Raw genomic sequence first — 13,571 nt, forward strand, 5'->3', positions numbered from 1 at the left:
GAGCTCAGGAAGCGTCGATCTGCACCAACTTCTCGAAGAAGAACTCGTGCTTGAGGAACGACACGTCGTACTCGCGCCCTGGATACGGCGGGATCAGCTGCGCCGCCTGGAACAGCCGCCAGCCGTCCTCCAGGGCGTGCACGCCCGACGTGTACGGCGGTTCGTCACTGTCCCCGGTCGTCGGGGACGTACGGCCGGTACCGTCGTAGACCGACCAGCCCACCACGTCCGCGTCCAGCGCGGAGGTCGCCAGGTAGAGCACCAGAACCTGCTGACGGATGGTCATGCGGCGGCTCCCTGGGGGCGGTTGGAGACCCTGGTCACCCAGTGGTCCAGGTCGAAGGAGTCGTCCCCGGTGAGCGCACGCCACCACAGGACCCGGTTGTAGACCTCGAGGCGGCCGGTGGCGGGCTCGTACCACGGGAACGTCATGGCGAGTTCCTCGGAGACCCGCGGATCCCCGAGGTCCGAGGTGTCCCACAGCCGCCGCTGCCGCACGGCCGGATTGAAGCGGATCTTGAACATGTAGCGCACCGCGTCGCTGTCGTTGCGCCGCCCGCCGTGCCACAGGCCATGGTGCAGAAACACCACGGTGCCGGCCGGACAGACAAGGCGGTTCTGCCCGCGCAGGTTCTGGTAGCGCCCGGTGTCCGACTCGTTCGTGCGCCGCAGATGACTGCCCGGCACGCTGAGGGTGCCGCCCATGTCGAGCGTGACGTCCTGCGGGTAGTACATCAACTGGACGTCGAAGGCATCGGTCCGCACATCGATGATCGCGTCACCGTGCAACGGCTGCGCCTGCCCCTGGTGGGGCTCGCGGACATGCACGGCGTGATGGTCCACGGTCGGCCCGGGCCCCACAAGGCTGCGCAACGCACCTGCCACAACAGGGAGTTCCACGAGTCGGCGGACGAAGGAACCCTCCGGATAGGCGTCCGCGACAGTACTGCCGTAGGGCACGCCGGGCACGCCCTCGCGCAGGACCCCGATCCCCTCGGCGTTCATCTCCGGCGGCACCACCGCGTCGAGGCGCAGTGAGCCGTGGGCGACGAAGTGCGCCATCCGCACCGAACTCAGGAGCTTGGTGTTGGTCATGCCCTCCAACGTAGGAGGGGTGTCCTCGCGGGCGCGTGGGTCCCACTCACCACTACTGGTACTTTTTCACCATGCGGGAGACGGTGATCCACCTCGGCGAGCCGCCCGCCGTCGTCAACATCGGCGTCGGCGTGCACGGTGTCGCGAGCCCCACGGACGTCTTCCGGCTGCCCGAGCTGTGGCAGCTGCACCTCTACCAGTACGACGCCGAACTCATCGTCGACGGCACCGCCCACGTCATCCGCCCCGGCCGCGTGAGCCTCGTACCCCCCGGCACCACGGTCCGCTACCGCTACCAGGGCCGCTCCGAGCACCTCTACGCCCACCTGCGCATCACCCCGGCCGGCCCGCCGCACACCGTCCCCGTCATGCAGGACGCGGGCCCCGAACTCCCCACACTCTCCGGGCTGTTGCTCCACGCGATGACAGCGGCACCCGGCGCACCCGCGCACACCCGGGCCGAGATCTGGACCGCGCTCTGGCGCATCGCCCACCTGACCCCGGCCACCACCACGAGCCCCGGACCCCACCCCGCGGTGAGCACGGCGATCGCCCACATCGAAGCGCACCTGGCGGCCCCGCTGACCATCCCGGAGATCGCCCGCGCCGCAGGGATCTCCCACAACCACCTCACCCGGCTCTTCCGTACCGAGACGGGCACCACAGTGGTCGCCTACATCCGCCGCCGCAGACTGGAGCGCGCCCACCACCTGCTGCGCGCCTCGACCCTCTCCATCCCGGCGGTAGCGGCGTCCGTCGGCATCCCGGACCTGCAGGCCTTCAACAAGGCATGCCGCAGAGAGCTCGGGGCATCGCCCCGCACCCTGCGGGGAGCTACTTCCTGACCGCCCTGAGCACCACGAACTTCGCGTCACTGGCCATGAGTTCACTGTTGCCGAAGAGTCGGCGCAGCTTCAGGTGATACCCGAGGTGCCGGTTGCCGATCACCCACAGCTCGCCGCCCGGCCGCAGCGCACGGCGCGCTTCCGTGAACATCCGCCAGGCCGTGGCGTCCGTCGTCGCCTGGTGCGAGTGGAACGGCGGATTGTTGAGTACGAGGTCGACGCTGCCGTCGTCGATGCCCGCCAGTCCGTCACCGACGCGGAACTCCGCCTTCGTGCCCTCGACGTTCGCCGCGTACGTCGCCCGTGCCGAGGCCACCGCCTGGTACGACTCGTCGACGAACAGCACCTCGGCCTCGGGATTGGCCAGCGCGGCCGCCGTACCGACGACCCCGTTGCCGCAGCCCAGATCCGCGATGCGCTCGGGACCGCGGCTGCGCGGCAGGTGCTGGAGGAGGAACCGGGTGCCGATGTCGAGACGGTCGGCGCAGAAGACGCCCGCGTGATTGACGACGGTCCGGCCGGAGACCGTACCGACGCCGTCCGGGAGTTCGTAGCTGTACGGCCACGGGTTGGAGTTCCGGGCGATCCCCGGGAACGGTGTGCAGAAGATCAGCCGGGCCTTCTTGTCGGCCAGCGAGGTGCGGGTCGGGCCGAGGATCCGCTCGAAGAGGTGCAGCGTCGAGGTGTGGATCTCCTTGACCATGCCCGTGCCGATGACGACCGTCCCCTCGTGCACGCCGGGCGCCAGCCGGTGCAGCTGGTCCTCAAGGAGCCCGAGGCTCCTCGGCACCCTTACGAGCAGCACGTCGATACGGTCCGGAGGCGCGTCCTGCGTGGTGAGCAGACCTATCGCGGCCTCCTCCACACCGGCCCGCGCCAGATTCGCCCGCGTCGCCTCACGGGCGAGGAACGAATCGGTGATCTGCGTCGGCCGGTGCGCGGACAGCGCCGTGGCCAGGGCGCCCCACCGGTCACCGACCACCACCACCGACCCCGACAGCGGGGTCCCGCTCTCCGCGAGATGCCGCAGCAGATACGTGTCGGCGGCGTCCCATGCACGCAGCTGGTCGCGGGCGGCCTCGGGGAAACGGGCGAGTGCGTACTCGCCGAAGGGTGTAGCCATAGAGTCGGTCATCGTGGGTCAAGGCTAACGGAGCCGCAGCTCAGCGAGGTGCGCGAGGACAGGGCGATGTCGATGTTGTTCCCCCGGGACCGGACGGAGATCGCGCCGGACGCGGTCCATGTGCCCGACTGGCTGGACGCCGACCAGCAACGGCGCCTCCTTGAGGCGTGCCGCACATGGGCCCTCCCGCCGTCCGGCCTGCGCACGGTCCACACACCCGGCGGCGGCACGATGACCGCCCGGCAGGTCTGCCTCGGCTGGCACTGGTATCCGTACGGGTACGCCCGCACGGTCGTCGACGGCGACGGCACCCCCGTGAAGCCGTTCCCCGGGTGGCTGGACGACCTGGGCCGTGACGCGGTCACGGAGGCCCTCGGCGCCGGGGCCGCGACAGCCCCGTACGACATCGCACTGATCAACTTCTACGACGCCGACGCCCGCATGGGCATGCACCGCGACAGCGACGAGAAGTCGGACGCACCGGTGGTGTCGCTGAGCCTCGGCGACACCTGCGTCTTCCGGTTCGGGAACACCGGGACGCGGACACGGCCGTACACGGATGTCGAACTGCGCAGCGGCGACCTGTTCGTGTTCGGCGGGGCGTCCCGGCTCGCGTACCACGGGGTGCCGCGGGTGTACGCGGGCACGGCGCCGCCCGAGTTGGGGCTCACCGGGCGGCTGAACATCACGCTGCGGGTGAGCGGCCTCCAGGACCTGTCCGGCGGATAGGCCCTGGACGACAGGTGGGGCCACCGCACGAGCGGATCATGGGAGACTCGGCCTCATGAACGGCAAGGCGGGCCCCCGGGCGGCGGGGGAAGGGAACACGCGTGCGCGGCTGGACCGGGGGCGCGGGGCGCTCGGTCCCGCGCTGGAACTCGTGCACACCGGACGTGCGCCGACGCGTGCCGTGCTCACCGCCGAGCTGGGGGTCACCAGGGCGACCGCGGGCGCCGTGGCCGCGGAGCTGGAGGCGCTGGGGCTGATCCGGGTCGACGCACGGCCCGGCGCGGCAGCAGGTTCGCAGGGGCGGCCCTCGCACCGCCTGGAGGTCGCCGAGGACGGGCCCGTCGCGCTCGCCGCGCAGGTGCACGCCGACGGGTTCCGCGCCGCGCTGGTAGGCCTCGGCGGGCGTCTGGTCGCGACCGCGCCCGGCTGCGAGACGGTCGACGCCGATCCCGCGAAGGTGCTCGGCTCCGTCGTCGAGGCCGGCGCCGCACTGCTCCGCGAGACCGGGCTGCGCTGCGTGGGCGCCGGACTCGCCGTCCCGTCCGCCGTCGCCGAACCCGAAGGGCTCGCCCTCAATCCACTGCACCTGGCCTGGCCCGCGGGCTCCCCGGTACGCCAGATCTTCGCCGAGAAGGTGCGCGCGGCCGGAATCCAGGGTCCCGCGTTCGCCGCCAACGACGTCAACCTCGCCGCCCTCGCCGAACACCGCCACGGCGCGGGCCGCGGCGCCCGCGACCTGCTGTGCGTGGCCACCGGACACCGGGGCGTCGGCGGCGCCCTCGTCCTCGACGGCCGCCTCCACACGGGCAGTTCGGGGCTCGCCCTCGAAGTCGGCCACCTCACCGTCAACCCCGAGGGCCGCCCCTGCTACTGCGGCAGCCGCGGCTGCCTCGACGTGGAAGCGGACCCGCTGGCCTTCCTCACCGCGGCCGGCCTCGACCCCGGCCCCGAGGTCTCGCTGCTCCAGCAGGCCAACGACCTGATCCGCGACCAGTACGCCGACCCGGCCGTCCGCATGGCCACCGAAGCGCTGATCGACCGCCTCGGCCTCGGCCTCGCCGGCCTGGTCAACATCCTCAACCCGGACCGCATCATCCTCGGCGGCCTGCACCGCACCCTGCTCGACGCCGACCCGGACCGCCTCCGCGCCGTCGTCGCCGACCGCAGCCTGTGGGGCCAGAGCGGCGGCGTACCGATCCTCCCCTGCACGCTGGACCACAACAGCCTGGTGGGCGCCGCCGAATTGGCTTGGCAGCCGGTGCTGGACGATCCGCTGGGGGCGCTGGCCGCCTAGACGGCGGTGAGCGCACTCCGTGACCTAACGCCAGTCCGCGGCGAAGGCGCGCCCGGGGTTGGCCGTGAGCATCTGCTCCACCAAGCCCTCACCCAGGGCGAGTTCGAGCCTTGGTCGCACCCGGCGCAGCAGATACGGCATTCCCGGACCGCCGTTGGCCGAGCGTGCCGCGGCGGTCGTCGTGTCGCCGCCGACGAGCAGGAGGTCGCCGTGACCGGCGTCGGCGAGGGCGTGTACGGCGTCGGGCATGCGCCAGTCGGTGACGTGGTTGGCGCGGGAGGGGCCGTCGAAGGCCAGGTAGGCGCCCGACTCGGCGGCCTGACGCTGGGTCACGAAGTCCGGTGAGCGGTTGAGGTGACCCAGGATCACCCGGTGCGGTGGCACGTCCAACTCCCCGCACAGCAGGTCGAGTACGTCGAGCGCGCCGGTGCCCAGCTCCAGATGCACGCCGATGGGCGCACCCGTGGCGTGGTGGGCCTCGGCCGCGGCGGCCATCGTCCAGCGGGCGTGTGCGTCGAGGGCGTGAAAGCCGCCCGCGACCTTGATCAGTCCGGCCCGGACACCCGACGCGCCGATGCCTGACGTCAGCTCGGAGACGAAGACCTCGGCCAGTCTGCCGCGCAGCTCGGTGAGCAACTCCGGTGCGTAGTGCGCCGCTTGGTGCAGTCCGGTCGCGGCGATCACGTGGACGCCGGTGTCGCGGGAGAGCAGCGGCAGATCGGCGGCGCGTCGGCCCATGCCGTACGGCGTCCACTGCGCGACGCTCCCGCCGCCCGCCTCGCGGAACGCGGTCAGCTCGGCCCGCACCGCGGAGGTGTCGTCGAGTTCCTGGCCTGAGAGTAGGGGGCTGCTCAGGAAGAGGTGGTCGTGCGCGTCGCACACCCCCAAGTCCTCGGGGAGCGTGTCCCCGAGAACCGTACGGACCGTGCTCACCACTGCCGGCCACGCGGAATCTGGTCGCGCTCCGGCGTGTTGACGTACAGCACTTGGAACACCTCACCCGGGACCCTCGGCGCGTCGTGGTCCCAGAGCGAGAAGTGCACGAGCTCCCAGTGACGCGGATCGACGACGGCGGCCGCGCAGACCGCACCGTCGAGCGAGGCCAGCCGCTCGGCCTCCCGCACGGCCCCCGCCATCACCTCGGAGAGCCGCACCCCCTCGGGCACGCTCTGCCGCCCACGCACGGCGACCCTGGCCGGGGAACCGGCTGCGACCCCCTCCTCGTACGAGAGGCAGGTCCAGTGCCGCACCTCCGGCCGCCCGAAGTCGTCGACGAGCCCTTGGAAACCCGGCCCCCAGAGAAAGGAGTTCATGCCTTCGGGGGTGTTCCACAGATAGAACGGGCCGTACTGGTTGACCGGCGACCCGTCGACCCCGCGCTCGCGCATCAGATACGCCTTGAGGCCGAGGCCGGGGAAGTCGTCGAGCAGCGGCCCCTTGCCCGTCGCCCGGGCGCGGATGATGTCCATGTCGTAGTCGGCGGGCAGGGTGAGTTCGTACTGCATGGCGTGCATCGGGTGTCTCCTGAGGGCTCAGCGGGGCGTCGAATCGGCGGTGCCTGCCGACCCGAGCAGGGAGAGCAGACCGCGAACTCCCGTGTCGAACGCGGCCGGTGAACCGGAGGCACGCGCCAGCACATAACCGCCCTGCACGGTCGCGACGATCGTGGCGGCGATCTCCTCCGCATCGAGCGAGGGCGCGAACTGGCCCTGCTCCTGGCCCTCTTCGACGATTCCCGCCAGCCGCTCACGCAGCCAGTCGATCGTCTCGTCGACCGGGGCACGCAGCTCGTCGCTGGCGATCACGTCCGGGTCCATCGTCAGCCGCCCGACCGGGCAGCCGCGCAGGACGTCACGTTCGCGGCGCAGATACGCCTCGATGCGCTCGTACGGCGATCCGGGCGCGCTCAGTACGCCCTCGGCAGTAGCGCGCAGCACCTCGGCTGTGCGGCGGATCGCCGCGAGTGCCAGATCGGGCTTGCCCTTGAAGTGGTGGTACATGCTGCCCTGCCCCGCGCCTGCGCGTTCCAGGATCGCCTTGGGGCTGGTCCCCACGTAACCGCGCTCCCACAACAGCTCGCGCGTGGACTCGATCAGCCGCTCCGGAGTGCTCATCACAGCACTGTACATACTAGTAGGTACAGAAGTCTAAGGGTTGAGGAAGCAGCCGAGGCGAGCGCTCGTACTCCCGCGGAGGTACGCACACAGCCGCTGGCCGTACGACGACTGGGACCCCTTCCCGGAGCGAGTCTCAAGGCATCGGAAAAAGATCCCGCAGCGGATCGGAAACGATCCCGCAGAGGAGATGACTTGAGATGCACACCCTGGCGAACTGGGACGGTGGCCCCGGCCCGTGGATCCTCTTCTTCCCGCTCATCTGGGCGGCCGTCGTGATCGGCGTCGTGACCGTCCTGCGCCGCACCGCCTGGCGCGGCCGTCGCGGCCCGTGGAACGCGATGGCCGACTCCCGCCCGACGGGTGACTCGCCGATCGCGGTGCTCGGCCGCCGCTTCGCCTCCGGCGAGATCGACGAGGACGAGTACTGGCGCCGGATCTCCGTCCTGGACGAGCAGTTCGGGCGTACGGGCAAGGGTGGTGCGGCATGACCACCGCGACGGTCACGAAGGCGGCGGCCGGTGTCACCGACGCCGTCAAGGTCTACGGCAGCGGAGACACCGCCGTGCGGGCCCTGGACGGGGTGAGCGTCGGCTTTCCCGCCGGACGCTTCACCGCGATCATGGGGCCCTCGGGCTCCGGCAAGTCCACCCTGATGCACTGCGCGGCCGGCCTGGACACCCTCACCTCCGGCGCGGCCTTCATCGGCGACACCGAGTTGAGCACGCTCGACGACCGCCGGCTCACCCTCCTGCGCCGCGACCGCGTCGGCTTCGTCTTCCAGGCGTTCAACCTGGTCCCGACGCTGACCGTCGCGGAGAACATCACCCTGCCCCTGGACCTCGCGGGGGCGAAGGGTTCCCGTGAGTGGATCGACGCCCTCGTCGACGTCGTCGGCCTGCGCGACCGGCTCCACCACCGCCCGAGCGAGCTATCCGGCGGGCAGCAGCAACGCGTTGCCGTGGCAAGGGCGTTCGCCGGTCGGCCCGACGTAGTCTTTGCCGACGAACCGACCGGCAACCTCGACTCCCGCTCCGGCGAGGAGGTGCTCGGCCTGCTCGGCCGCGCGGTGCGCCAGATGGACCGCACGGTCGTCATGGTCACGCACGACCCGGTCGCCGCCGCACACGCCGACGAGGTCGTCTTCCTCGCCGACGGCCGCCTCGTGGACCGGATGGAATCCCCGACGGCGGACAAGGTCCTCGACCGCCTGAAGGCCTTCGACAGCAAGGGGGCTCCGTCATGAACGCCTCAGCGCGCATCAGTGTCTCCTCCCTGCGCGCCCACAAGCGACGGTTCGCCGGTACCTTCCTCGCGGTGCTCCTCGGTGTCGCCTTCCTGGCCGGCACGCTCGTCATGGGCGACACCCTGCGCGCCAGCTTCGACACGATGTTCGGCAACGCGACCAGCGGCACCGACGCCGTCGTCCGCAGCGCCGACACCATCACGACCCCCGATGAGAGCGAGGGTGTGCGCCAGCCCGTCGACACCGACCTGGTGGAGACGATCGAGAAGATCCCGGGTGTCGCGGCAGCCGTGCCCGACATCCAGGGCGCGGGCCAGCTCGTCGGCGCGAACGGCAAGCCCATCGGCGGCCAGGGCCCGCCCACCCTCGCGGGCAACTGGATCGACGACCCCGAGCTCAATGCCTACCAACTCGCCGAAGGCCGCGCCCCGTCGAAGTCCGGCGAGGTCGTCGTCAACCGGGGCACCGCCGACAAGGGCGACCTGAAGATCGGTGACACGACCACGCTGCGCACGCCCGATCCCGTCGAGGTGACGATCGTGGGCCTCGCGACCTTCGGCGGCGAGGACGGCATGGCTCAGGTGACGTTCACCGGTATGACGCAGGCCGACGCCGAGAAGTACCTCACCGCCAGGCCCGGCGAGGCCGCGAGCATCCGCGTGCGGGCCGGCCCCGGTGTGAGCCAGGAGGAACTGGTCTCGGCCCTGACTCCCGTACTGCCGAAGGGAGTCGAGGCGATCACCGGCCAGGAGTCGGCCCAGGAGAACACCGACATGATCTCCAGCCAGTTCCTGAGCATCTTCACCACCCTCCTCCTGGTGTTCTCCGGCATCGCGCTGCTCGTGGCGACCTTCTCCATCCACAACACCTTCGCGATCGTCGTCGCCCAACGCACCCGCGAGAACGCCCTGTTGCGTGCCCTCGGCGCGTCCCGCCGCCAGGTGACCGTCTCGACGCTCATCGAGGCGAGCGTGGTCGCCGTGGCCGCGTCGGCCGCGGGTCTCGTCGCCGGTATCGGCATCGCGGCCGGACTGCAAGCGCTGTTCCCGGCCATCGGATTCCCGTTCCCCGAGGGCGACTTGGTGATCAGCGGGCTGTCCATGGCGCTGCCGCTCGCGGTCGGCATCGTCGTCTGCCTCGGCTCCGCGCTGCTGCCCGCCGTGCGTGCGGGACGCACCGCACCGCTGGCCGCGCTGCGCGAGACGGCCGTCGACCAGTCCGGGGCCTCCCGCACCCGCGCCGTGGCCGGCGGCGGTCTGGCCGCGCTCGCGATCGGCATCACCCTGCTCGGCGTACTGGCCAGTCCGTCCCTGTGGCTCGCGGGCCTGGGCGCCGTCCTGGCCCTCGCCGCCTTCGTGGTCCTCGGCCCCGTCGCCTCTTCGACGGCCGTACGTGTCCTCGGTATGCCCCTCGACAGGCTGCGCGGTGTCACGGGCGGACTTGCCCGGCGCAACGCCCTGCGCAGCCCGAAGCGGACCGCCGCAACCGCGAGCGCCCTGATGATCGGCGTCGCCGTCGTCTCGCTGTTCACGGTCTTCGGCGCCTCGCTCAAGGCCACCATGGACCAGACGGTCTCCCGGTCCTTCGCGGGCGATGTCGCCGTCAGCACCCCGTCATTCGGCGCGGGCGGCAGCGGCCTGAGCCCCAAGCTGGCTCCCGCGATCGCCGAGCAGCCCACGGTCGAGAACGCCGTCGGCCTGGGGCGCGGAGTGGCCGAAGTCAACGGCAAGGGACGCGCGTTGACCGTCACCGACCCGGTCACCCTCGGCAAGGTCTTCGACCTCGGCGACGTGCGCGGTTCACTCGACGGCCTGGGCACCGACGGCATCGCCATCACCGAGGGCGAGGCCGACAAGCAGCACCTCGAGGTCGGCGACACCACCCAACTCGCCTTCACCGACGGCGAGAAGGAGACGTTCACCGTCCGCGCGGTCTACGGCCGGTCGGAACTCGCGGGCGAGTACGTCATCACCCGCGCCGCCTGGAACCCGCACCGCACCCAGGACTCCGACACGCTCGTCGCCGTCTCTTTCAAGGACGGCGTGAGCACGGCCGACGGCAAGGCCGCGGTGCAGAAGGTGGCGGACCAGTACGGCAATCCCGAGGTGCAGACCCGTGACGAGTACGCGCAGTCCTCGGCCGGCGGCATCGACATGATGCTGACCCTGGTCTACGCGCTGCTCGCCCTGGCGGTGCTCATCGCACTGCTCGGCATCGCCAACACGCTGACGCTCGCGATCCACGAGCGCACCCGCGAACTCGGCCTGCTGCGTGCCGTCGGACAGACCCGGGCGCAACTGCGCGCCATGGTCCGCTGGGAGTCAATCCTGGTCGCCGCCTTCGGCACGGCGGGCGGACTCGCCCTCGGCGCCTTCCTCGGCTGGGTGCTCGTCAAGGCCTCCGACGGCGCGAGCGACAGTGCCTTCGCCTTCGCGATGCCACCCGTACAACTCGTCGTGGTGGCCCTGGTCGGCATCGCCGCAGGAGCGCTCGCGGGCCTGCGTCCTGCACGTCGGGCGGCACGCCTGGACGTGTTGCGCGCCATCGCCACCGAATGACGTACGAGGAGGGTGTCACCGCCCGGTCAGCCGGCAACGGCGGACCGGGCGGGAGCGTGTTCGGGCCTGCGACCGTCGACACTGTGCCAGCGCGTGGTCTCGCGGGCCGTGTCGTACGGAGGCCGGACGGGCACCGCCACGGCGGGCGCGGGTGCCGGCAGCGTGAACCACACGACCTTGCCCGACTCGCCGTCGGGACGCACTCCCCAGCTCTCGCTGACCGCGGCGACCATGGCGAGGCCGCGTCCGCAGGTGGCGGTGAGGTCCGCTTCCCGCACCTCGGGAAGGCGGGGGTCGTGGTCGTGCACCGAGACCGTGAGCCGGTCGAGCAGCAGCTCGATCTCCACGGTGCACAGCTTGTCGGGCTGGGCATGCCGGTGCACGTTGGTCAGCAGCTCGGTCACACCGAGCGCGGCCGGGTCTATCAAGGGATCCAGATGCCAGTAGCGCAACTGCGCAGATACGATTCTGCGGACCTGGCCGATCCGCGACGGCAGGGCTTGGAGCTCCACCGTGCAATGCCTGCTTGGCTGGCTGATCACGGCTGCGACTCCCCGAATTGAGGTCCGGAAGAAGACGGAGTTCGGGCCGGCAGAGTGGCTTAGTGGAACGGCCGCCTGCTGACGTGGCCGGCGGGCTGGTTCGCAGCGTTATCGCCGGTAAACCCAGAGTAGTGATGTGAGAACAGAGTGACTCAGGGGGTGCGGTCGTGCAACTCGCGGCGCTTTCGCCCCTACGGACGCCGTCGCCGTCGGGTCAGCGGTTGCGCCCCGCGGCCTTGCGTACGGCCTCGATGAACCGGCGTGCCGACGGCGGCCCCGGCTTGCCCGGCGCGGGGTCGTGCTCGCCCAGCTTGAGGGAGTACCGCGTGCCGTTGACGTCCGCCAACGCCCGGTCCTCGTGCGCGAACCACGGCTTCGACGCGCGCACCGCCTGCACGGGCGCGCTGTCGATCTCGCTCCCGTAACTGGTGAGCAACTCCAGCCTGCCGTCGCTGATCCGGACCTGTCCGGCCCGGGTGAGCGAACGAAGCCTCTTCCCGATCCGCACGCCCGTGGCCGTGAACTCCGGCTCCGCCATGATGCCCCGCCCCCTTGTGCGCTTCGGCTGTGCCTGTGCCGCGATCCAGTGTGCATCCCGCAGGGAGAGTCCGGGTCGTCCTCGAGGAGCGCCGTCCTGCCGGACCCCGGTCCCGCGGTGCAGTCTGCCCGCACCCGGCGTCGAGCACCAGTGCGCACGACGAGGTCACGGCGGGGGCGGGAGCACTCGCGGGGATGCGCCCCCACCGTTGTGCGCACTCTTGCTCCAGGGGTGTCTTTGAGGTGCTCAAAGGTATGTTTATGCAGGTGAGAAGCGTGCGGAAGGTGCCTATGATCGAGGTGTCCGACCTCGCGATCCGGCGTCGGCACGATCCGAAGGAGCCCCGCCGTGAGCACCCCGCAGCAGACCAGGACCGGCGAAACCCTCGACGTGGACCACAGCGACGCGGAGTACCGGAGCTGGCTCAAAGAAGCCGTACGCAAGGTCCAGGCCGACGCCAACCGCTCGGCCGACACACACCTGCTGCGCTTTCCGCTCCCCGAGCACTGGGGCATCGATCTGTATCTGAAGGACGAGTCGACGCACCCCACCGGCAGCCTCAAGCACCGCCTCGCCCGCTCACTGTTCCTCTACGGCCTGTGCAATGGCTGGATCCGGCCCGGCCGCCCGGTCATCGAGGCGTCCAGCGGCTCGACAGCCGTCTCCGAGGCCTACTTCGCCAAGCTCATCGGAGTGCCCTTCATCGCGGTCATGCCCCGCACGACGAGCCCGGAGAAGTGCCGCCTCATCGAGTTCCACGGCGGCCAGTGCCACTTCGTGGACGACTCCCGCAAGCTGTACGAGGAGTCCGCCGCCCTCGCGGTAGAGAGCGGCGGCCACTACATGGACCAGTTCACCTACGCGGAACGGGCCACGGACTGGCGAGGCAACAACAACATCGCCGAATCCATCTTCCGCCAGCTGGAGTTGGAGCGGTTCCCGGAACCCGCGTGGATCGTCGCCACGGCCGGCACCGGCGGCACCTCGGCGACCCTCGCGCGCTACGTCCACTACATGCAGCACGACACCCGCATCTGTGTCGCCGATCCGGAGAACTCGTGCTTCTTCGAGGGCTGGACCACCGGCGATCCGGACGTCACCTGCGACTGCGGCTCGCGCATCGAGGGCATCGGCAGACCGCGCATGGAGCCGAGCTTCGTGCCCGGGGCCATCGACCGGATGATGAAGGTTCCGGACGCCGCGAGCGTCGCCGCAGTACGAGCCCTGGAACAGGCCATCGGCCGCAAGGCGGGCGGCTCGACGGGCACCGGACTGTGGAGCGCGCTGAAGATCATTGCCGAGATGGTGGCGGAGGGGCGTACGGGGAGTGTGGTGACGCTCCTGTGCGACCCGGGGGACCGCTATCTGGACAAGTACTACTCGGACGCGTGGCTGGCCGAACAGGGGCTGGACATCGCGCCGTACACGGCGGCGATCGCCTCGCTGCTGGAGACGGGCATCTGGCCCGACTGAACGCGTTGAGAACT

Annotated in this window: 15 protein-coding genes; 7 read left to right on the top strand and 8 right to left on the bottom strand. The window is 70.8% G+C overall.

Annotation, left to right across the window (positions count from 1 at the left end; genetic code table 11):
• Nucleotides 1-4: 4 nt before the first annotated feature.
• Together OG246_RS28760 and OG246_RS28765 are read right to left on the bottom strand one after the other, a co-directional pair.
• Nucleotides 5-286 (bottom strand): hypothetical protein, encoded by a 282-nt coding sequence (locus OG246_RS28760; RefSeq protein WP_266469703.1) that lies wholly within the window; start codon nt 284-286, stop codon nt 5-7.
• Nucleotides 283-1,095: a phytanoyl-CoA dioxygenase family protein gene (locus OG246_RS28765; RefSeq protein WP_266469706.1), complete on the bottom strand. Its 813-nt coding sequence runs from the start codon at nt 1,093-1,095 to the stop codon at nt 283-285. The genes OG246_RS28760 and OG246_RS28765 overlap by 4 nt, the downstream gene beginning before the upstream one ends.
• Nucleotides 1,096-1,166: 71 nt before the next feature.
• Here OG246_RS28765 and OG246_RS28770 point away from each other — a divergent pair, with 71 nt between their 5' ends.
• Complete coding sequence (locus OG246_RS28770; protein WP_266469707.1) at nt 1,167-1,940, top strand: AraC family transcriptional regulator; 774 nt, start codon at nt 1,167-1,169, stop codon at nt 1,938-1,940.
• Here OG246_RS28770 and OG246_RS28775 read toward each other — a convergent pair.
• Complete coding sequence (locus OG246_RS28775; protein ID WP_266469708.1) at nt 1,930-3,063, bottom strand: methyltransferase; 1,134 nt, start codon at nt 3,061-3,063, stop codon at nt 1,930-1,932. The two genes, OG246_RS28770 and OG246_RS28775, sit on opposite strands and share 11 nt — an antisense overlap.
• 66 nt (nt 3,064-3,129) lie before the next feature.
• On the opposite strand from OG246_RS28775, the gene OG246_RS28780 reads away from it, so the two are divergent.
• Both OG246_RS28780 and OG246_RS28785 read left to right on the top strand, forming a co-directional pair.
• Nucleotides 3,130-3,792, top strand: coding sequence for an alpha-ketoglutarate-dependent dioxygenase AlkB (locus OG246_RS28780; protein WP_266469710.1), 663 nt, complete (start codon nt 3,130-3,132; stop codon nt 3,790-3,792).
• Between the two features lie 55 nt (nt 3,793-3,847).
• Entirely contained in the window at nt 3,848-5,086 is a 1,239-nt protein-coding gene (locus tag OG246_RS28785) for an ROK family protein (protein WP_266469712.1), read from the top strand.
• Nucleotides 5,087-5,110: 24 nt separating this feature from the next.
• Here OG246_RS28785 and OG246_RS28790 read toward each other — a convergent pair whose 3' ends face one another.
• Genes OG246_RS28790 through OG246_RS28800 form a run of 3 tightly spaced genes read right to left on the bottom strand, consistent with a single transcriptional unit; the run spans nt 5,111 to nt 7,200 of the window.
• Entirely contained in the window at nt 5,111-6,022 is a 912-nt protein-coding gene (locus OG246_RS28790) for a phosphotriesterase (RefSeq protein WP_266469714.1), read from the bottom strand.
• Nucleotides 6,016-6,600 (bottom strand): DUF4865 family protein, encoded by a 585-nt coding sequence (locus tag OG246_RS28795; protein ID WP_266469717.1) that lies wholly within the window; start codon nt 6,598-6,600, stop codon nt 6,016-6,018. Before OG246_RS28795 ends, OG246_RS28790 begins: the two co-directional genes overlap by 7 nt.
• An 18-nt stretch (nt 6,601-6,618) precedes the next feature.
• Nucleotides 6,619-7,200: a TetR/AcrR family transcriptional regulator gene (locus OG246_RS28800; RefSeq protein WP_266469719.1), complete on the bottom strand. Its 582-nt coding sequence runs from the start codon at nt 7,198-7,200 to the stop codon at nt 6,619-6,621.
• A 200-nt stretch (nt 7,201-7,400) separates the two neighbouring features.
• Here OG246_RS28800 and OG246_RS28805 point away from each other — a divergent pair, with 200 nt between their 5' ends.
• From OG246_RS28805 to OG246_RS28815, 3 genes are read left to right on the top strand one after another with little or no spacing between them, the layout of a single operon-like run.
• Entirely contained in the window at nt 7,401-7,691 is a 291-nt protein-coding gene (locus OG246_RS28805; RefSeq protein WP_266469721.1) for an SHOCT domain-containing protein, read from the top strand.
• Entirely contained in the window at nt 7,688-8,446 is a 759-nt protein-coding gene (locus OG246_RS28810; RefSeq protein ID WP_266469723.1) for an ABC transporter ATP-binding protein, read from the top strand. Before OG246_RS28805 ends, OG246_RS28810 begins: the two co-directional genes overlap by 4 nt.
• Complete coding sequence (locus OG246_RS28815) at nt 8,443-11,004, top strand: ABC transporter permease (protein ID WP_266469724.1); 2,562 nt, start codon at nt 8,443-8,445, stop codon at nt 11,002-11,004. The genes OG246_RS28810 and OG246_RS28815 overlap by 4 nt, the downstream gene beginning before the upstream one ends.
• A gap of 26 nt (nt 11,005-11,030) precedes the next feature.
• Here the strand turns inward: OG246_RS28815 and OG246_RS28820 are convergent, their stop codons facing one another.
• Nucleotides 11,031-11,546, bottom strand: a complete 516-nt coding sequence (locus OG246_RS28820; protein ID WP_266469725.1) for an ATP-binding protein — start codon at nt 11,544-11,546, stop codon at nt 11,031-11,033.
• 214 nt (nt 11,547-11,760) lie between these two features.
• Nucleotides 11,761-12,084, bottom strand: coding sequence for a hypothetical protein (locus tag OG246_RS28825; protein ID WP_266469727.1), 324 nt, complete (start codon nt 12,082-12,084; stop codon nt 11,761-11,763).
• A 348-nt stretch (nt 12,085-12,432) separates the two neighbouring features.
• Between OG246_RS28825 and OG246_RS28830 the strand changes: the two genes are divergently transcribed.
• Nucleotides 12,433-13,557: a PLP-dependent cysteine synthase family protein gene (locus tag OG246_RS28830; RefSeq protein WP_323178338.1), complete on the top strand. Its 1,125-nt coding sequence runs from the start codon at nt 12,433-12,435 to the stop codon at nt 13,555-13,557.
• Nucleotides 13,558-13,571 lie beyond the last annotated feature (14 nt).

It is taken from the genome of Streptomyces sp. NBC_00620, from assembly GCF_026341825.1.
In the GTDB taxonomy this organism is placed as follows: Bacteria; Actinomycetota; Actinomycetes; order Streptomycetales; family Streptomycetaceae; genus Streptomyces.